This window comes from Cedecea neteri NBRC 105707 = ATCC 33855 (assembly GCF_001571265.1).
In the GTDB taxonomy this organism is placed as follows: domain Bacteria; phylum Pseudomonadota; class Gammaproteobacteria; order Enterobacterales; family Enterobacteriaceae; genus Cedecea; species Cedecea neteri.
In genome coordinates, this window is sequence record NZ_BCTL01000030.1 from 84594 (window position 1) to 103373 (window position 18780).

18 protein-coding genes are annotated in these 18780 nt (G+C 53.1%); 8 read left to right on the plus strand and 10 right to left on the minus strand.

What is annotated here, in order from left to right; genetic code table 11:
* Positions 1–5: 5 nt before the first annotated feature.
* Positions 6–1400: a glycoside hydrolase family 1 protein gene (locus CNE01S_RS13765; protein WP_061276824.1), complete on the plus strand. Its 1395-nt coding sequence runs from the start codon at positions 6–8 to the stop codon at positions 1398–1400.
* Positions 1401–1451: 51 nt separating this feature from the next.
* Here CNE01S_RS13765 and CNE01S_RS13770 read toward each other — a convergent pair whose 3' ends face one another.
* Positions 1452–2372, minus strand: coding sequence for a LysR family transcriptional regulator (locus CNE01S_RS13770; RefSeq protein WP_061276826.1), 921 nt, complete (start codon positions 2370–2372; stop codon positions 1452–1454).
* Between the two features lie 78 nt (positions 2373–2450).
* On the opposite strand from CNE01S_RS13770, the gene CNE01S_RS13775 reads away from it, so the two are divergent.
* Complete coding sequence (locus CNE01S_RS13775) at positions 2451–3407, plus strand: MBL fold metallo-hydrolase (protein WP_061276827.1); 957 nt, start codon at positions 2451–2453, stop codon at positions 3405–3407.
* Between the two features lie 32 nt (positions 3408–3439).
* On the opposite strand, the gene yohP is transcribed toward CNE01S_RS13775, so the two are convergent.
* The 3 genes from yohP to CNE01S_RS13785 form a co-directional block, all read right to left on the minus strand.
* Positions 3440–3523: a small membrane protein YohP gene (yohP, locus tag CNE01S_RS24435; protein ID WP_008456306.1), complete on the minus strand. Its 84-nt coding sequence runs from the start codon at positions 3521–3523 to the stop codon at positions 3440–3442.
* A 114-nt stretch (positions 3524–3637) separates the two neighbouring features.
* On the minus strand, positions 3638–4375 hold the full coding sequence (locus tag CNE01S_RS13780) for a class I SAM-dependent methyltransferase (RefSeq protein WP_061276829.1): 738 nt from the start codon (positions 4373–4375) through the stop codon (positions 3638–3640).
* 91 nt (positions 4376–4466) lie between these two features.
* Complete coding sequence (locus CNE01S_RS13785; RefSeq protein WP_038474398.1) at positions 4467–4934, minus strand: nuclear transport factor 2 family protein; 468 nt, start codon at positions 4932–4934, stop codon at positions 4467–4469.
* Positions 4935–5041: 107 nt separating this feature from the next.
* On the opposite strand from CNE01S_RS13785, the gene CNE01S_RS13790 reads away from it, so the two are divergent.
* Entirely contained in the window at positions 5042–5608 is a 567-nt protein-coding gene (locus CNE01S_RS13790; protein ID WP_061276830.1) for a TetR/AcrR family transcriptional regulator, read from the plus strand.
* Here the strand turns inward: CNE01S_RS13790 and CNE01S_RS13795 are convergent.
* Entirely contained in the window at positions 5605–6168 is a 564-nt protein-coding gene (locus tag CNE01S_RS13795; RefSeq protein ID WP_061276832.1) for a DedA family protein, read from the minus strand. The two genes, CNE01S_RS13790 and CNE01S_RS13795, sit on opposite strands and share 4 nt — an antisense overlap.
* Positions 6169–6332: 164 nt before the next feature.
* Between CNE01S_RS13795 and CNE01S_RS13800 the strand changes: the two genes are divergently transcribed.
* Both CNE01S_RS13800 and pbpG read left to right on the plus strand, forming a co-directional pair.
* Positions 6333–6920 carry a Yip1 family protein gene (locus CNE01S_RS13800; protein WP_061276834.1) on the plus strand — a complete coding sequence of 196 codons (588 nt, stop codon included), beginning with the start codon at positions 6333–6335 and terminating at the stop codon, positions 6918–6920.
* 161 nt (positions 6921–7081) lie between these two features.
* On the plus strand, positions 7082–8023 hold the full coding sequence (gene pbpG, locus CNE01S_RS13805) for a D-alanyl-D-alanine endopeptidase (protein WP_061276835.1): 942 nt from the start codon (positions 7082–7084) through the stop codon (positions 8021–8023).
* Here pbpG and CNE01S_RS13810 read toward each other — a convergent pair whose 3' ends face one another.
* Together CNE01S_RS13810 and dld are read right to left on the minus strand one after the other, a co-directional pair.
* The gene (locus tag CNE01S_RS13810) at positions 8024–8578 is read right to left on the minus strand and encodes a GNAT family N-acetyltransferase (RefSeq protein ID WP_061276836.1); all 555 of its coding nucleotides are present in this window, start codon (positions 8576–8578) and stop codon (positions 8024–8026) included. It abuts the gene before it with no gap.
* 114 nt (positions 8579–8692) lie between these two features.
* Positions 8693–10426: a D-lactate dehydrogenase gene (gene dld, locus CNE01S_RS13815; RefSeq protein WP_061276838.1), complete on the minus strand. Its 1734-nt coding sequence runs from the start codon at positions 10424–10426 to the stop codon at positions 8693–8695.
* A gap of 176 nt (positions 10427–10602) precedes the next feature.
* Here dld and bglX point away from each other — a divergent pair, with 176 nt between their 5' ends.
* Entirely contained in the window at positions 10603–12900 is a 2298-nt protein-coding gene (gene bglX, locus CNE01S_RS13820) for a beta-glucosidase BglX (RefSeq protein ID WP_061276840.1), read from the plus strand.
* A 122-nt stretch (positions 12901–13022) separates the two neighbouring features.
* Here the strand turns inward: bglX and mdlD are convergent, their stop codons facing one another.
* Entirely contained in the window at positions 13023–14333 is a 1311-nt protein-coding gene (mdlD, locus tag CNE01S_RS13825) for an NAD(P)-dependent benzaldehyde dehydrogenase MdlD (RefSeq protein ID WP_061276841.1), read from the minus strand.
* 50 nt (positions 14334–14383) lie between these two features.
* Positions 14384–15655 carry a bifunctional tetrahydrofolate synthase/dihydrofolate synthase gene (gene folC / locus CNE01S_RS13830; protein WP_061276844.1) on the minus strand — a complete coding sequence of 424 codons (1272 nt, stop codon included), beginning with the start codon at positions 15653–15655 and terminating at the stop codon, positions 14384–14386.
* A 571-nt stretch (positions 15656–16226) separates the two neighbouring features.
* Between folC and CNE01S_RS13835 the strand changes: the two genes are divergently transcribed.
* Positions 16227–16748: a DUF302 domain-containing protein gene (locus tag CNE01S_RS13835; protein ID WP_061276846.1), complete on the plus strand. Its 522-nt coding sequence runs from the start codon at positions 16227–16229 to the stop codon at positions 16746–16748.
* 160 nt (positions 16749–16908) lie between these two features.
* Here CNE01S_RS13835 and CNE01S_RS13840 read toward each other — a convergent pair whose 3' ends face one another.
* Positions 16909–17772, minus strand: a complete 864-nt coding sequence (locus CNE01S_RS13840; protein WP_061276848.1) for a dioxygenase family protein — start codon at positions 17770–17772, stop codon at positions 16909–16911.
* 279 nt (positions 17773–18051) lie between these two features.
* Here CNE01S_RS13840 and CNE01S_RS13845 point away from each other — a divergent pair, with 279 nt between their 5' ends.
* Positions 18052–18627, plus strand: coding sequence for a YceI family protein (locus tag CNE01S_RS13845; RefSeq protein WP_061276850.1), 576 nt, complete (start codon positions 18052–18054; stop codon positions 18625–18627).
* The last annotated feature ends 153 nt before the right edge of the window (positions 18628–18780 follow it).

Here is an 18780-nt window from a genome sequence, read left to right on the forward strand (position 1 = left end):
GTGACATGACAGCATTTCCGAAGACATTTCTATGGGGCGGGGCTATCGCCGCAAACCAGGTTGAAGGCGCGTGGCAGGAGGGTGGAAAGGGTATTTCTACCTCGGACGTCATGCAGCAGGGGGTATTTGGCGCGCAGAAGGAGCGCGTGCCGGGGGATAGTGGCATTAAAGATATCGCTATCGACTTCTACCATCGTTACCCACAGGACGTTGCGCTGTTTGCCGAGATGGGGTTCAGTTGCCTGCGAATTTCTATCGCCTGGACGCGTATCTTCCCGCAGGGCGACGAGCTTGAGCCGAACGAGGCCGGGTTGGCGTTTTACGACAAACTGTTTGATGAGCTGGCGCAGCACGGCATTCAGCCGATGGTGACCTTATCCCACTACGAAATGCCGTGGGGGCTGGTTAAGCAATACGGCGGCTGGGGCAATCGCAAAGTCATTGACTGCTTTGAGCGTTACGCGCGCTGCGTTTTCACCCGCTATCAGCATAAAGTTAAGCTGTGGCTGACCTTCAATGAAATTAACATGTCGCTTCATGCGCCGCTGACGGGCGTCGGGCTGGAAGGCGAGCCGGAAAAAGGCGAAATTTATCAGGCAATCCATCATCAGCTGGTTGCCAGCAGCCTGGCGGTTAAAGCCTGCCACGAAATCATTCCTGATGCGAAAATCGGCAATATGCTGCTGGGCGGCCTGATGTATCCGCTGACCTGTAAACCTGAGGACATGCTGGAAACTATGCAGGAAAACCGCAGTTGGTTGTTCTTCGGGGATGTTCAGTGCCGGGGCAGCTATCCGGGTTATATGCAGCGTTATTTCCGTGACAATGGCATTCAGCTTGAAATTAGCGAGAACGATCGTGAAATCCTGAAAAATACCGTCGATTTTATCTCATTCAGCTACTACATGACCGGTTGCGTCACGGCGGACGAACAGCTTAATGAGAAGCTTCGCAGCAATATTCTCAGCATGGTGCCTAACCCGCACTTACCCAGTTCTGAATGGGGCTGGCAAATTGACCCGACGGGGATGCGCATCCTGCTCAATATGCTGTGGGATCGCTACCAGAAACCGCTGTTTATTGTCGAAAACGGCCTTGGGGCGAAAGATAAGCCCGAAGCTGACGGCACGATCAACGATGATTACCGCATTAGCTATTTGAACGACCATCTGGTGCAGGTGGGCGAGTCTATTGAAGACGGTGTCGACGTGATGGGCTATACCAGCAGGGGTCCTATTGATCTGGTCAGCGCCTCAAAAGCGGAGCTGTCGAAGCGCTACGGATTTATCTATGTTGACCGCGATGACCAGGGGAATGGCACGCTGGCGCGTTCAAAAAAGAAAAGCTTCCACTGGTACAAAGAGGTGATTGCCACTAACGGCGGTAGCCTGAAGCGCTAAGTTGTGTCCACAGGAGGGAAAACGTGTTTTCCCTCTTTCCTTCATGCTCCTTTATGCCACATTCACTCGTCGCTGAATAAACCCGCGCAGCCACATCAGCGCGGCGTCGCTGTTATGGCGCTGATGCCAAAGTAGCGCGACCTCAAACGGCGGTACTTCAACGGGAACCGGGCTCGCGGTCAATCCCCAGGTTTTCTGCCAGCTTTCTGACAGCCCCGCAGGCACGGTAGCCAGCGCGGGCATTTGCATCAGTAGACCCGGCAGCGCGGCAAAGTGCGGTGTTGTGTAGCTGACGTGGCGCGTCTGCCCAAGCTTCGCCAGCAGGGTGTCGATTTGACTGCTGTTAGCTTCACGATAGCTGACCAGCACGTGCTGGTGGGCCACATACTCTTCAAGCGACAGCGGGGAGCTGGCCTCTACTTGCTGCGGTTGCCATAGCGTCACAAAATCCATGCTCGTCAGCACCTCGCGCTCCAGCCAGCGTGCGCTTTGGTTCGCCACGCTGATCGCCATATCCAGCTCGCCGCCTTCCAGTCTTTGGGCGTCGGTAAACGGGTCGCTGGCGACAACGTTAATGCGCATGCCCGGCGCGTCCTGTTTCAGCGCGGGAATGAGTTTTGGCATCAGCCACATTTCAACCCAGTCGGTCATACCGATGGTCACTGTGGCTTTGGCGCTGGCCGGGCAGAATTCCGCCTGCTGGAAAAGGGCGCTTTGCAGCTGCTCCAGCAGAGGCATCAACTCTGTATGCAGTTCGCTTGCGCGAGCGGTGGGCTGCATGCGGTGCCCGCTGCGAATAAACAGCGGATCGTCGAACATATCCCGCAATCTTGCCAGCGCGCCGCTGACCGCAGGCTGCCCGAGGTGCAGTTTGTCAGCTGCCAGCGAGACGCTTTGCTCGCGGAACAGCACCGCAAAAGCGATCAGCAAATTAAGATCGATTTTGCGAAAATCATTTTCTTTGATAGTCATTATTTCTCCAATCAATTGGCGTGATGATACGCTCGACGGGATACTGACGGCAAGTTGAACACCTGCTTGGGGAATAAAATGAAAACTTTGCTCATGCTGCTTACGCTTTTAGGCAGCGCGCTTTCCACTTCTGCACTGTCCCAGTCTCTGGCCGTCACCCAGCAGCAGGCACCGGGCTATTACCGCATGATGCTGGGTGACTGGCAAATTACAGCGGTGTCGGACGGCACCGTGGTGGTACCGCTGGATAAACTACTGACGCACATTACGCCGCAGAAGTTACGTCAGCGTATGGCGGAGGACGCAATGACGCCCGCCGCAGAAACGTCGATTAATGCCTTTGTCATTAATACGGGAAGTGAGCTGATTCTGGTCGATACGGGAGCCGGATCGCTGTTCGGCAAGGCGGGCGGACACCTGCTGGAGAATCTGCGTGCGGCGGGAATTGCCCCTGAGGATATTTCTCTGGTGCTGCTGACCCACATTCATGCCGACCACTCCGGCGGAGTGGAATACCGCGGCAAGCCCGCTTTCCCAAACGCGACGGTTCGCGTTGAGCAGAAGGATGTCGATTTTTGGCTCAACCCCGGCCACCTCCGCGACGTTGAGCCGGGCCAGCGGCACACCTTTGCTGAGTCTGAACGCTCGCTGCGCCCGGTGATTAACGCCGGTAAGCTAAAAACTTTCCACGCACCGGCTAAAATCCTGCCGGGCATAGAGGCCATTCCCGCCGCAGGGCATACGCCGGGCAGCGTGATTTATCGTCTCAGCCGTGGCGAGCAAAACATGCTGATGTGGGGGGATATTATTCATGCTAAAGCGGTGCAGATGCCCGACCCTGAAGTGGCGATTCATTTCGATGTTAACCAGCAGCAGGCGATTGCCACACGTGAAAAGGTGTTAAAACTGGCGGCTCAGGAAGGTGACTGGGTGGCGGCAGCGCATATTGCTTTCCCGGGGTTTGGCCACGTGAAAGAAGAGGGGAAAGGCTGGCGCTGGGTGCCAGTAAACTACAGCAGCCAGGCTGGAAAGTAGCAACGGGCGCCACAAACGTGGCACCCGCATCTTTAAAAGATCATTTTGAATACGCCGGTCACCACCAGCAGCCCAATAAGGAAGATGATCAGAATGGCCCATAAAATAATTTTCATTAGCGCTCCTTACCTTTTTGTTTGGTCATTATGAGTATAGGCAAGGATACGAAGACGGGGGGAGTTGCCTCCCCGTAAACGGAATAATGAAGAAAAAAGCGGTGTTGCTGCGGACTAGCGCTGAGGTTTACCGGCCGCGAGCAGGAAGATCATTGGCCGTTCGGCCTCTTCTGCCAGGGCGGGGTTAAGGGCTATTTGTGCGGATTCCGGGCCCCATTCGTCCAGTTTTTCAAGCACAAAGCCGCTCTCAATCAGGGCATTTATCCAGGTAGCCAGTTTGCGATGCTGTTTTTTAACGCCTTCGGCAAACCAGTTGCTAAGGCGCTCACCTTCCTGCTGATAATGATTCACCGGCCAGCTGCGTTGCCCCGTCTGATCCTGCAACCAGGTCTGCGCCGCGGGAGCGGTATAGATCGGGTGTTCGGCGGTAAAGACCAGCTTGCCGCCTGGCACCAGCGCCTGATACAGCGTGGCGAACAGCGGGCGAATGTCCTCCAGATAGTGGAGCGCCAGCGAACTGTAGGCTAAATCGAGGCTGTTGGCCGGAAGCTGCAGCGTGGAAAGATCTTCCTGCCGGTACTCAATACCTGCTCCTTCGGTCATTTCATGGGCTTTCGCCAGCATGAGAGTAGAGACATCCAGCCCGACCGTTTTTGCCGCACCGGCATCGCGCGCGTAGCGGCAGAACCAGCCGTAGCCGCAGCCCAAATCCAGCACCTGCTTGCCCGCCAGCGGCGGCAGCATAGCCTGAACTTCGGCCCACTCAGGCGCGCCATCCAGACCCTTTATTGAGCGGTCCAGCGTGGCATAACCGGCAAAAAATGCCGGATCGTCATAGATATTTTGCGTCATAAATCCTCTGCATTAGTGAGGCCATCATTGGCCAGCAGGAATTTTAGACGCTACGCCGCCGGAAAGAAAACCGGCTCCGGCGGCAAAACCGTTAAAAACCGAAATGGCTCAGTTCAGGATGATCGTCCGGGCGACGGCCCAGCGGCCAGAAGAAGGCGCGTTCGCTTTCTTTGATCGGCGTATCGTTGATGCAGGCGTGGCGGTTAATCATCAGGCCCTGTTCGTCAAACTCCCAGTTCTCGTTGCCAAAGCTGCGGAACCAGTTGCCGGAATCATCGTGCCATTCATAGGCGAAACGCACCGCGATACGGTTACCGTCGTGTGCCCAGATCTCTTTGATCAGCCGGTAGTCCAGCTCTCGCTGCCACTTACGCGTTAAAAAGCCCACCACCGCCTCGCGGCCATCAACAAATTCTGCTCGGTTCCGCCAGTGAGTATTCAGGGCGTAAACCTGTGAGACGCGTTCAGGGTCGCGGCTGTTCCAGGCATCTTCCGCCAGGCGAACTTTTTGTTTTGCCGTCTCAAGCGTAAACGGCGGAACCGGGGGTTTTACTGTCATGGTTTTGCTCCTGTGAATATGTAGACAGATCTGTCTACATATTCACACTAGCCTGGGTAGACAGATTTGTCTACATGCGTCATGATAGATTTTTAACAGGAGAGATCATGCCTACTGCGACCCTCGGCGCGCGCGACCGTATCTTGCAAACCGCGCATGATTTGTTTTACCGCGACGGCATTCGCGCCACCGGTATCGACCGAATCATCAAAGAAGCCAGCGTCACCAAAGTGACCTTCTACCGGCATTTTCCTGCAAAAGATGACCTGATCCGCGCCTTTCTGGGTTATCGGCATCAACGCTGGATGGCGTGGTTTAGCCACACGCTGGAGGCACAAATTGGCGAAGGGAAAGGGCTTGCAGAGGCGTTAGCGGCCACTTTACAAAACTGGTTTGATGACGAGGCGTTTCGCGGCTGCGCATTTATCAACTCGGCGGTAGAAATGGCCGAGGCGCTGCCGGAAACGCTGCCGATAGCCCGGGCCCACAAGCAGGCAATGGTACAATGTCTGGCAGGTTATTTGCCCGATAATACAGGCGGCAGGCGGCAGGCGGAAATGCTGGCGCTGGTGATTGACGGGGCGATAGTCAAAGCCCAGCGCGACGGCAACGGCGAAGAGGCACTTCTGCTGCTGCGGGCGTGGCTTGCGTTGCTGCCCGCTTTGGAAGATTAATCGTCTTTTTGCCGGTGCTTAAACCACAGGCGAACGCCTACGACCAGCACCACCGCCACAATAAGCCAAATCCAGTGGCGCAGATGAGTATCCAGGCTGTGCAGCCACGGGCCGACCACTTCGCCACCAAGGTAGCCGAGCGTCGTAAATAGCGTGGCCCACAAAATGGCCCCGCAGATATTCAGCGGAATAAACAACTTTGGCGGCAGCTTGCTGGCGCCGATGATGATTGGCCCGACGATGCGAAACCCGTACATAAAGCGGCTGCCTATCACGAACAAATAGGGATGGCGGTTGATCAGTGCCTGCGCTTTGGCCACTTTCTTTTGGTGCTTTTTAAAGCGGGCGAGCAGGGCGCTGCCAAAATGCCTGCCCACCAGGAACAGGATCTGATCGCCAATCATGCCGCCCAGCGCGACAGACAAGACCACCAGTGGGAAGGTTAACAGCCCCTGATGGGCGGCCACGCCGCCTAGCAGGGTAATGGTTTCCCCCTCAGCCATGCTGCCGATAATCAGCGCGGCATAGCCATACTGTTCGATTAAGCCATTGATATCCATTAAGGTGGACTCTCCTCCATGTAAAAATGCATCCCTAAAGCATACAACTCATCGCCGCCTGTCTGCACAGAATCAGAGATATTTTTTGGCTGGTTAAATAATAACCTGAAGGTGAATTATACTTGGTGTATCGCAAGCATTTGCGCCGCAGGTCCGGAGGTTGTATGAGCCATGTCTGGGGATTGTTTTCCCATCCTAATCGGGAAATGCAGGAAATCAGGCGCGAGAATGAGTCCGTCTCGCATCACTACACACACCATGTGCTGTTGATGGCGGCCATTCCCGTCATCTGCGCGTTTATCGGCACCACGCAAATCGGCTGGAACTTCGGGGACGGCACCTACGTCCAGCTCTCCATGTTTACCGGTCTGTATCTCGGGATTCTGTTCTACGCCCTGATGCTTGCCGGCGTCGCGGTAATGGGGCGGGTTATCTGGTGGATGGCGCGTAACTATCCGCAGCGGCCGTCGCTTGCCCGCTGCATGGTCTTTGCTGGCTACGTTGCCACGCCGCTGTTCCTAAGCGGGATAGTAGCGCTTTATCCGCTGGTCTGGCTGTGCGTAGCGGTAGGCGCCATCGCGCTGGTTTACACCGGCTATCTGCTCTACGTCGGCGTGCCGGACTTCCTTGGCATCGACAAAGAAGAGGGGATGAGTTTTTCCAGCTCAACCCTGGCGATTGGCGTGCTGGTGCTTGAAGTGCTGCTGGCCGTCGCGGTGATTCTGTGGGGCTATGGCTACCGTTTGTTCTGACGGGGCGAATGAACAGAAAGTTTTGATATAACGTTACGATTCTTAACTGGCAGTACAGCGGGGCGCCGGAGTATGATTCCGGCGCCCCGCATGTTTATAGTATTCAGATGAATGCCTGCGGTGAGCCCATACTTTTCCGGAATCATTACAGAAGTGTCACCATGCCGACAAAAATCCGTTTATCGTTGTTCAGCCTTGCGCTGATGATGACTGTGCCTTTTGCCCCGCAGGCAGAGGCCAGTAAGGTCGCCACCCACGCGGCCAGCGCCGGCCAGGAGATAGCCTCCGGCAGCGCCATGATTGTCGATTTGCAAACCAACAAAATTCTTTATTCCAGCCATCCGGATCTGGTTCGTCCCATTGCCTCCATCACCAAACTGATGACCGCGATGGTGGTGCTGGACGCCCATCTGCCGATGGATGAAATGCTGAAAGTGGACATCAGCCACACGCCTGAAATGAAAGGCGTTTACTCCCGCGTTCGCCTGAACAGCGAAATCAGCCGCAAAAACATGATGCTGCTGGCGCTGATGTCATCGGAAAACCGCGCGGCGGCGAGCCTGGCGCACCACTACCCTGGCGGCTACGACGCGTTTATCCGCGCGATGAACGCTAAGGCGAAGTCGCTGGGCATGACCCACACCCGCTATGTGGAGCCGACCGGCCTGTCGATTGAAAACGTCTCCACCGCGAACGATCTGACTAAACTGCTTATTGCCACGCAGAAATATCCGCTGCTGGGGCAACTCAGCACCACGCATGAAGATATGGCCACCTTCCGCAACCCGGCTTATACGCTGCCGTTCCGCAACACCAACCACCTGGTGTACCGCGAAAACTGGAATATTCAGCTGACGAAAACCGGTTTTACCAATAACGCAGGCCACTGTCTGGTGATGCGCACCGTGATCAACGGCCGCCCTGTGGCGCTGGTGGTACTGGATGCGTTCGGGAAATACACCCACTTCGCCGACGCCAACCGCCTGCGAAACTGGATGGAAACCGGCAAAGTGACCCCGGTTCCGGCAGCAGCGTTAAGCTACAAGCGCTCTAAAGCGGCGCAAATGGTAAGCAACACCGCAGTAGGTTCAGAAGAAGAGTAATCAGTCCGGCAGCGTCCCGTCTCCACCGTTGAGGGGGCGCTGCATCATTAAAGTATCCCGCCAGTCGCCCAGCTTAAACCCGACGCTCCGCAAACATCCGACGGTTTCAAACCCGTGCTGGCTGTGCAATTTGCACGATCCGGTGTTATTTTCCCCGTCGCCAATCACCGCAATCATCTGCCGCCACGGCCCCTTTTCGCACAGAGCTATAAGCTCGTTCAGCAGGGCTTTGCCGATGCCGCGCCCGGTCATCGCGGCGTCGATATACACCGAATCTTCTACCGTGTAGCGGTAGCCGGGGCGAGGGCGATAAACCGTGGCGTAGCAATAGCCAACCACATGATTGTCAATCACCGCGACCAGCCACGGCAGGCCATAACGGTGAACCGCCGCCAGCCGCTCGGTCATCTGTTCTATATCAGGTGGAGTTTCTTCAAACGATCCTTTACCGTTCAGCACGTGCCAGGCATAAATCGTTGTAACGGCAGGAATATCCTCGGGCGTCGCTTCCCTGATGTGGACTGAAGGGAAAGGCAACGTTTCTACTGCGGACATCTTTCGCTCCTTGGGCAGAAAAAAGGGTGAAGATAACCTTCACCCTGTTTCATTAATCTATGCCCAAAAAAGCGTGAAACATAGATTGCTCGTCATAGGAGAAACTTATCTCCGTCAGCCGTGCTCCTGAGCGCTGTCGTCTTCGGCCCAGCCTTTACGCCGGGTCGTTTTACCAATCCCAGGGTTCATGCTATTGGTCGGGTCGTTGGCCTTGTAGAACTGCCTCAGCGTGTCCGGCGCTTTATAGAGATGGCCGACGTTGTGCTCGGCGGGGTACTGCGCGCCGCGTGCCTGCAACAGCGCCAGCATCTGCTCTTTCAGCTCATGCACATCCACGCCTTTTTTGACGATGTAATCCTGGTGGAAAACATGGCACATAAAGTGGCCGTAATAGAGACGATGGATAAGCTTATCGCCGATTTCCGGCGGCAGTTCTTCGAACCAGTCTTCGTCGTTGCGGCGCAGGGCGATATCCAGTGCCAGAATATCTTCCACCTCATCCGCATGCACGGCGTGATAGCGAATGGCGGCCCCGGCGGCTGCAAAGCGGTGCAGGAAGGCTTTACTGCCTTCTTCTGCGGTACAGACGAAGAAATCACCCTCGGCTGTTTTAAAGTACTCGGTCAGCCAGGCTTTGGCCTCGTCGATGCCGTCTCCGGCCATTTTTAGCAAAAGATGGTGAGGGTATTTATCGCGCCAGGTTTTCATCCGCTCCGGGAGGTGAGCCGGGAAAACGCCGCCGAGCTTCTGCATAAAGCGGTCGGTAAAGTGTGGCTTAAACAGCGAAACTTTGTCGAGCATCGCATCGGTGCGCCCCTTCATGGTGAAGAAGAACGGCATTTTGTCGGTGCCAAGCTTGTCGATCATCAGGAACGTGTCTTTACCGTATTTCTCCGCGATGTCGTAAATATCGCGGTGCATATATTCCCCGGCAACCGGCAGGTTTTCGAAGTTGGCCAGAATATGGCGACGAATTTCGGTCAGTACATCAGGCTGGTTTGTGCCGATGTAAAACACCTGCTGGCGCTTTTCCGCCGGGAAGGTGTCGAGGCGTACCGCGAAGACAGCCAATTTGCCCGCGCAGCCGGATGATTCAAACAGGCGGTCGGGGTCAGCGTTATAGCGCGCGGGCGTGTCGGCCTCAACGTCGCGCACGCGGGTGACATAATCATGGTCGTGAGCGTGGCGGCCATCGTGCTGCACATCGCTGTCTTTCACTCGTTCGTCATCTAATGCGCTGAGGATTTGCTCCGGAGTGGTGCCCAGGTTAATCCCCAGATGGTTCACCAGCTGCAGCTTGCCGCTGTCATCAATGCGGGCGAAAAGCGACATTTCGGTATAGGCTGGGCCGCGCTGCACCAGCGAACCGCCGGAGTTATTACAAATGCCGCCGACAACCGACGCGCCAATACAGGAAGAGCCAATCACCGAATGCGGCTCACGCCCGAGTGGCTTAAGCGCTTTTTCCAGCGAGTAAAGCGTGGTGCCGGGGTAAGCCAGCACCTGCTCGCCCTTATCCAGCAGATGCAGCTTGTCGAGGCGCAGCGTACTGATGATCACAATATCGCGATCGTAGTCGCTACCGCTTGGCGTCGAGCCTTCGGTCAGGCCGGTGTTAGCCGCCTGCATAATAATGATTTTATCCGCCGCGACGCAGGCGCTTAATACGCGCCACAGCTCCAGCAGGGTGCCGGGAAACACCACCGCCAGCGCTTCCCCCTGGCCTGAACGGAAGCCTTTACGGTAGCGGGCCGTTTTGGCCGGATCGGTTAAAACATGGTGCGAGCCAACGTGGCGAGAGAGTTCGTTTATCAGCGTTTTATTATCGGAATTCATCAAAACAGACATGGATCCACTCCTTGTGGTGGCATCAAAAAGCCTGTCGTTAAGCATAGCGCCGAAAAACGTGAGCGTAACGAGGAAATCTCCGCGAAATCAGCAGCCAGGCTTTGCTACGCTCTTCTTACCGTGGTGGCGATGTGGCAAACTGCACGCCTTAACAAACGCTTGTGAGAGTGAATCCGATGAAATGGCTCTGTTCTGTAGGGGTTGCCGTAAGCCTGGCGCTGCAGCCTGCGCTGGCCGACGAAATGTTTGGCCCGCACCCTTTAACGCCGGAAGCGCGTGATGCCTTCGTCACCGACCTGCTGAAAAAAATGACCACCGACGAAAAAATCGGTCAGCTACGTTTAATCAGCGTCGGCCCGGATAACCCGAAAGAAGCCATCCGCGAGATGATCAAAGACAGTCAGGTGGGGGCGATTTTCAACACCGTTACCCGGCAGGACATCCGCGCCATGCAGGACCAGGTGATGCAGCTCAGCCGCCTGAAAATTCCTCTCTTCTTCGCCTACGATGTGGTGCACGGTCAGCGCACCGTGTTCCCGATAAGTCTCGGCCTTGCGTCCTCGTTCAATCTCGATGCAGTGAAAACCGTGGGGCGTATTTCCGCCTATGAAGCGGCGGACGACGGCTTGAACATGACCTGGGCACCGATGGTCGACGTCTCGCGCGATCCGCGCTGGGGCCGCGTCTCTGAAGGGTTTGGCGAAGACACTTACCTGACCTCGATTATGGGGCGCACCATGGTGGAAGCGATGCAGGGCAAAAGCCCGGCGGATCGCTACTCGGTGATGACCAGCGTGAAACACTTCGCGGCCTATGGCGCGGTGGAAGGCGGCAAAGAGTACAACACCGTCGACATGAGCCCGCAGCGCCTGTTCAACGACTACATGCCGCCATATAAAGCCGCGCTGGACGCGGGCAGCGGCGGCGTGATGGTTGCGCTGAACTCCCTGAACGGTACGCCGGCCTCCGCAGACAGCTGGTTGCTGAAAGATTTGCTGCGCGACGAATGGAAGTTCAAAGGCATTACCATCTCCGATCACGGCGCGATTAAAGAGCTGATTAAGCACGGCGTAGCCAGCGATCCGAAAGATGCGGTGCGCATTGCGCTCAACTCCGGCATCAACATGAGCATGAGCGACGAGTACTACAGCAAATATCTGCCAGAGCTGGTGAAAAGCGGCGCGGTGCCGATGAAAGAGCTGGATGACGCCACCCGCCACGTGCTGAACGTGAAATACGACATGGGGCTGTTTAACGATCCGTACAGCCACCTTGGGCCAAAAGATTCTGACCCGGCAGACACCAACGCCGAAAGCCGCCTGCACCGCAAAGAAGCGCGTGAAGTGGCGCGCGAAAGCATGGTACTGCTGAAAAACCGCCTGCAAACGCTGCCGCTGAAAAAGACCGCCACCATTGCGGTGATTGGCCCGCTGGCGGACAGCAAACGTGATGCCATGGGCAGCTGGTCTGCCGCAGGCGTGGCCGCGCAGTCCGTCACCCCGCTGGAAGGTATCAAAAATGCCGTAGGTCAGCAGGGCAAAGTGGTGTTTGCCAAAGGCGCGAACGTCACCGATGAAAAAGATATTGTCGAGTTCCTGAACCAGTACGAACCTGCGGTCACCGTTGACCCACGCACGCCGAAGGCGATGATCGACGAAGCGGTGAATACGGCGAAAAATGCCGATGTGGTGGTGGCCGTGGTCGGTGAAGCCCAGGGCATGGCGCATGAGGCATCCAGCCGCACCAACCTGACGCTGCCGCAGAGCCAGCGCGACCTGATTGCCGCGCTGAAGGCCACCGGCAAACCGCTGGTGCTGGTGTTGATGAACGGCCGTCCTCTGGCGCTGGTGAAAGAAGATCAGCAGGCGGATGCCCTGCTGGAAGCCTGGTACGGCGGCACCGAAGGCGGGAACGCGATTGCCGACGTTCTGTTCGGCGACTATAACCCGTCCGGCAAGCTGCCAATGTCCTTCCCGCGCTCGGTCGGGCAAATTCCGACTTACTACAGTCACCTGAATACCGGCCGGCCGTACAACCCGGAAAAACCAAACAAATACACCTCACGCTACTTTGATGAAGCGAACGGGCCGCTGTATCCGTTTGGCTACGGGCTGAGCTATACCACCTTTAAAGTGGGTGACGTGAAGCTTTCCGCGCCGACCATGCAGCGCGACGGCAAAGTTGAAGCGTCGGTTACCGTTACCAATACCGGCGACCGCGCAGGGGAAACCGTGGTGCAGATGTACCTGCAGGACGTGACCGCTTCCATGAGCCGCCCGGTGAAAGAGCTGAAAGGCTTTAAGAAAGTGGCGCTGAAAGCGGGTGAAAGCCAGACCGTCAGCTTCCCAATCGACATCAACGCCCTGAAGTTCTGGAACGCGAAGATGAAGTACGACGCGGAGCCGGGCAAGTTCAACGTGTTTATTGGCCTGGATTCCGCCCGCGTGCAGCAGGGTGAGTTTGAGCTGAAATAAGCGGATTATATTTAAATTAAGCCACCTCTCGGGGTGGCTTTTTTATATTCTTATTTTTCAGAAGCAGCGTAACCCCGGTATTTGACTGAGATTAACGCTTCGCTTTTCATCAAGATAGAAAGTCATTTATTAATAACAACGGATTTTCGATGAGTGAAAGCCAGGTAACTGTAATAGCCACGGTATTCGCCCATGCCTGACATACCGGTACCACCAAAGGGTAGATAAGGTGATGTTGCCTGCTGCATTACGCCATTTATTATGGCATCGCCTGACGGGATTCGGGATGTTATTTCTTTGCCTTGCTCTGTGTTATTGGTAAAAACATAGGCGGCTAAAGGTTTGGGATGATATTGATTGATGGATTCTATGGCATTGTCAATATCAGTAAACGTCAGGACTGGAAGGATAGGGCCAAATAGCTCATTGCGCATTAGTACATCATGCCAGTTTACTTCCGTCACGACCGTGGCCTGCATATGCCTGGTTGCTACATTTGCCTGACCGCCATAGATTATTTCACCTTTGGTATATGTCAACAACCTGGTTAAATATTCTACCTGTTTTTCTGATACCAGTTTTCCAATAGCATCGATGCCTGGCATTGTTGCTTTTATTTTTTCAAGCAACTTGCTCAACAGAATGTCTTTGATGCTTTCATGGGCCAAAACATAGTCTGGTGCTACACAAGTCTGGCCACTATTAGAGAATCGGCCAAACGTCAGCATGTTAACCGTGCGGTCGATATCGGCATCGCTTAGCACAATAAATGGCGATTTACCGCCTAACTCGAGAATAACCGGGGTAAGATTCTTTGCGGCTGCGGCCATGACGATTTTTCCGGTAGCAGGGCTGCCGGTGAAAAATATAAAATCAAACGGTAAGCTAAGAAGATAAGTATTCTCCTCTCTCCCCCCTTGTATTACCGCGATGTATTCTTCGTCAAAAGTCGATGTAATGATTTTTTCGATAACCCGGGCGCTCTCAGGGGTGAGCTCTGAAGGTTTAATTATCGCCGTATTACCACCCACAATAGCACCAAGTAGTGGGCAAAAAACAAGATTTATCGGGTAGTTGAAAGGGCCGATAATATAGCTAACGCCAAATGCTTCATGCTCAATAAAAGCCTCGGAAAAAGTTGTCCCTGGATACTCAGGCACGGCTTCCGGGGTTGCCCATTCATCAAGGTGCGCAAGCATAAAATCGAGTTCTGAAATGACCCGGCCAATTTCTGTGCGGTCAACAAGATCTTTTGATTTGCCTAGATCTTTGTCTAATGCGACATATAAATCCTCGGCGTGATCCAGGATAGACTGCTTAAGCTTTTGTAAGCTCTTTTTCCTGAATGAAATGCTTTTGGTTACGCCCGTTTTGAAAAAATATTTTTGCGCATTAAATATTCTATGAGTCGTGGGGTTATCGGTTGTTAACATTTTTTTCCGATGCTTGAGGTTGATTGATGTGTGGTGGTTAATTGTCGTTCTCAGCGTTGCTCTCTGGCCGGGTTCAGCTCGTTAAGCACTGGCGCTACTGAATAGAACGACCCGCATACGACAATAACATCGTCTGGATTGGCATCCCTTTTGGCTGCATCCCAGCCGGATAAAATATCCGGGAAATGTTTTGCCTCCGATAAATACTGCGCAATATCTTCTGCCTTAGAGCTTCTCGGGCCTGCCTGAATACCACAGCAATACCACTCTTCGGAAAGATCCTTTAAATAATCGATGGTGCCTTTAATGTCTTTATTAATGAGCATGCCGATCACAAAAAGATATTTACCTTTTATAGGATAGTTACGTAACCTTTTCGCCAGGTACGCCGCAGCGTGAGGGTTATGCGCTACATCTAAAATCACTCTGGGCTTATGGTCAATTATCTGAAAACGGCCGGGTAAATTGGCCTGATGGATGACGTCATGCAGTGCACTCAACTCAAATTTAAGCCCGCTGATACGCAGCGCAGCCAGGGCGGTAGCCACGTTATCGCGCGGCATCTTAGGTAGGTTCAGCGGAGCAATTTCGCCGAATTTATCGCTAAACGTCCATTCATCACCGCGCTCTGTTATGTGCCAGTCCACGCCATTTTGATGGGAAATAGCGCCTATTTGCTGAGCATGGCGAAGCATTGATTCCGGGGCCTGGTGTTGCCCAATCACTGCCGGGCGCCCAGGGCGGAAAATACCCGCTTTTATTTCACCGATGGCTTCTGTGCCTTTGCCCAGCCAGTCTTCGTGGTCCAGCGCGACGTTGGTAATAACAGAGACATCCGGCGCGAGAATGTTGGTCGCGTCGTCACGGCCACCCATACCGACCTCAATGACTGCAACATCAACCTGAGCCCATTTCATCAGGCAGAATGCGCCCAGCGTATTGAACTCGAAAGGCGTGAGCGTGGTAGCCTGGCGCGCTTTTTCAATTTCAACAAAAGCGGCGATGTGGGCCGCATCTGACAATTCCTGGCCCTGAATGCGCACGGTCTCTTTATAGTGAATCATGTGGGGTGAACTGAAGACGCCCACTTTGTACCCTGACAGCATCAGCACTTTTTCGAGGGTATGGCAGGTGGTCCCTTTGCCGTTGGTCCCGCCGACTAAAAAAACAAAAGGCGCAGGTTTTAACACGGCAAGTTTCGCGGCGACTTCTTTTATTCTGTCTAAACCCATATCAATGACCTGCGAATGAAGGCTGTCGATATAAGCCAGCCAACGAGGTAAATCAGAGGTGAGATCGGGTATGTTTGTGCTGTTGCTCATTAAATATTCCTAGGTTGAACATCTTCGCTATCTGAACAAGGTGCCTACGCCAGGTTATAGTACTGATAGAAGAAAAAATAAGATGCTGTAGTTGTAAGAAACAAATAATGCATTTTTGAAGCAATACTGAATATTTATCCCACTGAGTTACGGGCTGGCAATCTAAGTGGGTTTTCAACATGACGAGTGGTTTGCCTGTAAAGTGAGAGCCGGTGGCTTAGGTTTGGAAAATAGTTATGTTTTTCAATATGATTTGGAGTTCATGATGTTTTTATTTATGTGTTTTTTTCCTTTCATTTAATGCCTGTTTTTGCCATAAATGCATGCGATGAAAGTTGATAGACATCTAATGTTAGCCCTGTAAATCATTTAATCCACTTATTTAGAGTAACCTTTGCTTACAACTAGCTATACGGCAAAGCGTTCAAAACGATGAGGAACCCTATTATCTTTCTGCCCGGTAGTTAAGTAAATGCTAAGGCAAGTCTGGCGAGGAAAGATATTCTTTCTCTTTATTTACCGTTATCTGCTGAGGTGATGTTACCCGGCATACTGGTACAGTGTGGTTTATATGCATATTTATAATGTTAAAACGTTATCGGTATCTCATGCTACGGTCATCATCAGCGTCGCTTATGATGATTTTACCCACCATTTCGAATCGCTGACAGGGCAATTTGATGAGGCGAGAATTCGTTCGGTTTCGACGGAAGATATTGCTGGTGAGATAGCCAAAATGGAAGGGGAGGAGGGATTTATGATATTCGGAAAACAAAAACATGGCGCGCTTTTTCCCGTAAGTGAGGAAAGAAAAAAAGCTTGTCGATATTATATTGGTAATCCACTTATATTGTCGTCAATGAACCAATATGATATTCGCGCAGGGCTGTCGGCCCCGCTCACGGTGTTAATGTATGAAGTCGATAAAAGCGCATTAGCCGTTGAGTTTGATTTGCCGACGTCGATTTTTGGCAGCTATAACGTGCCTGAAATCACCGTGGTTGGCGAAGTCTTACATGCCCGTTTGCTTCGCCTGATTGACAAAACGACTAAGCAGGTCAAACAATCCCGTTCGTCTAAAACAATGCATTAATTTAAAATTAAATTGTCTGCATAGGGTGTTGAATATCGGGTGACCGATGCCAGGAGGACAAGGAATGTTTTGTACTGGGTAAACCGCTGCCGTGAATCATTCTGGGCAGCGGTTTTTTTATTTTGATCGAGGCAAAAATATGTCGGTCTTGTATGTAACTTTAGTTGACCGGGTTCAGGACAAAATTGAAGTCCAGGGTGCAGAAAGATTGCTGGCAAAATGTACCGTCAGGCGCAATGCCCGGCGCGTGCTTAATCCAGTCGGCAATCAATGACGTTCGTACCCCAAAAACGCTATCCGAATTGAGGCGATCGTCATCTTTATTGAAGATATGCGTAATTAAACGCTGGTATCCCTCCGCATTGATCATAAAGTGAAGATGCGCCGGGCGCCACGCACCTCTCCCCTGGGCCGCAAGCAGGCTGCCAACCGGGCCATCGCTGGGGATCTCGTAAGCTTCAGGAACCACGGTTCTGAAAAAGAACTCTCCCTGTGAGTCAGCCTTCATGACACCGCGACAGCGAAGTCCGTGAACATCCGATGCCTGCACATCGTATTGGCCATCGCCGTCGGCGTGCCAGATATCAATCGTTGCATTGGCGACCGCTTCCCCGCTAATCCCGATGACTTTGCCTTTTACAAACCACGGTGTGCCCGGTGCACCCTGTGAAAAATCCTCTCCCGCTGCAAGCAGCGGAGCTTCTGCCACATGGAAAGGCCCAAATACGGTGGACTCCGTGCAGCCAACGGGTTTTCGATTATTTTGTGCAATAACCAAAGAAGATAATCCCAGCACATCGGAAAGCAAAATAAACTCCTGGCGCTCGGGGCTGCAATATTTTCCAACCTGGGTAAGAAATTCAATGCCTTTCTCCCACTCCTGTTCCGTCAGCTGGACTTCCCGGGCAAAAGAATGCAAATGCTCGATCAGGCCAGTAAAAATTGTATGCATCCGGTCGTCGGTGGGAATTGAAATGTTGGAAAGCACTTCCTGGGTAATATTTTTATCATCAATATTTAACATTTTATTATATCTCGCTGCCACGAGGGGTAAGGTGAGGGACAAACAATGTGACACTGACTTTTGAAACTTAAAATATCTCCCTCTGACATTAGTGTAATGAAGTGTATTATTTTTGGTTTAATTGTTTTTGTGTGGTTACTAAGAAATTAGATGTCTAATTTCGCGGGTTTGTCTGGTTTTTACGGTTATTCGAATAAACAAAAAAATTTATAAAAATAAACATGAATAAAATACGGCAGTGAAGCGTTAGCTAAGTATGTTTGCTACCGGAAAGACTCCATGCTGCGTATTCTTCTGAAAATAACCCTCGGCCTGATGATCAGCCCCTGGCTGTATGCCGCGCCGGAAATCTACAGCGTTCTCACGCCGCAAACCGCGATAGAACTTTCATGGCACGCTTTTGGCGGGACTTCTCAGGCGCACCTCGATGGTGTCACCGGCTCACTTTTGCTGGATGCAGGGAACGACATGCACGACAGCATCAGCGTGCGTATCCCGGCTGCTACGCTCCAGGCATCCAATAGCTTACTCACTTATCAATTACAGGGCGGGCTATTCTTCGATACGGCACATTACCCCTCGCTCTCCTTTACAAGCAGCAGAGTCGTGGCCGAAGGGCTGGGGCATTACCGGATTTTTGGCCTGCTGCAGGTAAAAAATGTTCGGCGCGCGGTGGTTCTTGAGGCCAACATGGACGGCGATCCCGCCGCTGCGGCAGATAAAAGCTTCATCTCGTTACGTGCGACAACGGTGATTTCACGCGCGGCCTTTAACATGGATAAATTTGAGGCCGTGGTGGACGACAGGATTTCGATTGAGATTAAGATCCGAGCAAGGAGTAGCCAGGCTGGCTAGCGGAGTATCAGCTGTGGTAGGGGATCTTGCCAGGAGTATTTTTGCTAGAAAAATCTCTATTTATGCAGAATCAGCTAAGTTTCCGTTCACCTCAAGTACCGCTTCATATTCAGCTCCTGCACCGGTGAACGTCTTAGGGGAGTCACCGTCACT

What these genes read in the sequence shown, in the direction of transcription:
- CNE01S_RS13780 (WP_061276829.1), bottom strand. Translation starts at nt 4,375, where the DNA reads ATGACGCAAAATATCTATGACGATCCGGCATTTTTTGCCGGTTATGCC.
- CNE01S_RS13790 (WP_061276830.1), top strand. Translation starts at nt 5,042, where the DNA reads ATGCCTACTGCGACCCTCGGCGCGCGCGACCGTATCTTGCAAACCGCG.
- CNE01S_RS13775 (WP_061276827.1), top strand. Translation starts at nt 2,451, where the DNA reads ATGAAAACTTTGCTCATGCTGCTTACGCTTTTAGGCAGCGCGCTTTCC.
- dld (WP_061276838.1), bottom strand. Translation starts at nt 10,426, where the DNA reads ATGTCTGTTTTGATGAATTCCGATAATAAAACGCTGATAAACGAACTC.
- yohP (WP_008456306.1), bottom strand. Translation starts at nt 3,523, where the DNA reads ATGAAAATTATTTTATGGGCCATTCTGATCATCTTCCTTATTGGGCTG.
- CNE01S_RS13810 (WP_061276836.1), bottom strand. Translation starts at nt 8,578, where the DNA reads ATGTCCGCAGTAGAAACGTTGCCTTTCCCTTCAGTCCACATCAGGGAA.
- folC (WP_061276844.1), bottom strand. Translation starts at nt 15,655, where the DNA reads ATGAGCAACAGCACAAACATACCCGATCTCACCTCTGATTTACCTCGT.
- pbpG (WP_061276835.1), top strand. Translation starts at nt 7,082, where the DNA reads ATGCCGACAAAAATCCGTTTATCGTTGTTCAGCCTTGCGCTGATGATG.
- CNE01S_RS13840 (WP_061276848.1), bottom strand. Translation starts at nt 17,772, where the DNA reads ATGTTAAATATTGATGATAAAAATATTACCCAGGAAGTGCTTTCCAAC.
- CNE01S_RS13785 (WP_038474398.1), bottom strand. Translation starts at nt 4,934, where the DNA reads ATGACAGTAAAACCCCCGGTTCCGCCGTTTACGCTTGAGACGGCAAAA.
- CNE01S_RS13795 (WP_061276832.1), bottom strand. Translation starts at nt 6,168, where the DNA reads ATGGATATCAATGGCTTAATCGAACAGTATGGCTATGCCGCGCTGATT.
- CNE01S_RS13765 (WP_061276824.1), top strand. Translation starts at nt 6, where the DNA reads ATGACAGCATTTCCGAAGACATTTCTATGGGGCGGGGCTATCGCCGCA.
- mdlD (WP_061276841.1), bottom strand. Translation starts at nt 14,333, where the DNA reads ATGTTAACAACCGATAACCCCACGACTCATAGAATATTTAATGCGCAA.
- bglX (WP_061276840.1), top strand. Translation starts at nt 10,603, where the DNA reads ATGAAATGGCTCTGTTCTGTAGGGGTTGCCGTAAGCCTGGCGCTGCAG.
- CNE01S_RS13845 (WP_061276850.1), top strand. Translation starts at nt 18,052, where the DNA reads ATGCTGCGTATTCTTCTGAAAATAACCCTCGGCCTGATGATCAGCCCC.
- CNE01S_RS13770 (WP_061276826.1), bottom strand. Translation starts at nt 2,372, where the DNA reads ATGACTATCAAAGAAAATGATTTTCGCAAAATCGATCTTAATTTGCTG.
- CNE01S_RS13800 (WP_061276834.1), top strand. Translation starts at nt 6,333, where the DNA reads ATGAGCCATGTCTGGGGATTGTTTTCCCATCCTAATCGGGAAATGCAG.
- CNE01S_RS13835 (WP_061276846.1), top strand. Translation starts at nt 16,227, where the DNA reads ATGCATATTTATAATGTTAAAACGTTATCGGTATCTCATGCTACGGTC.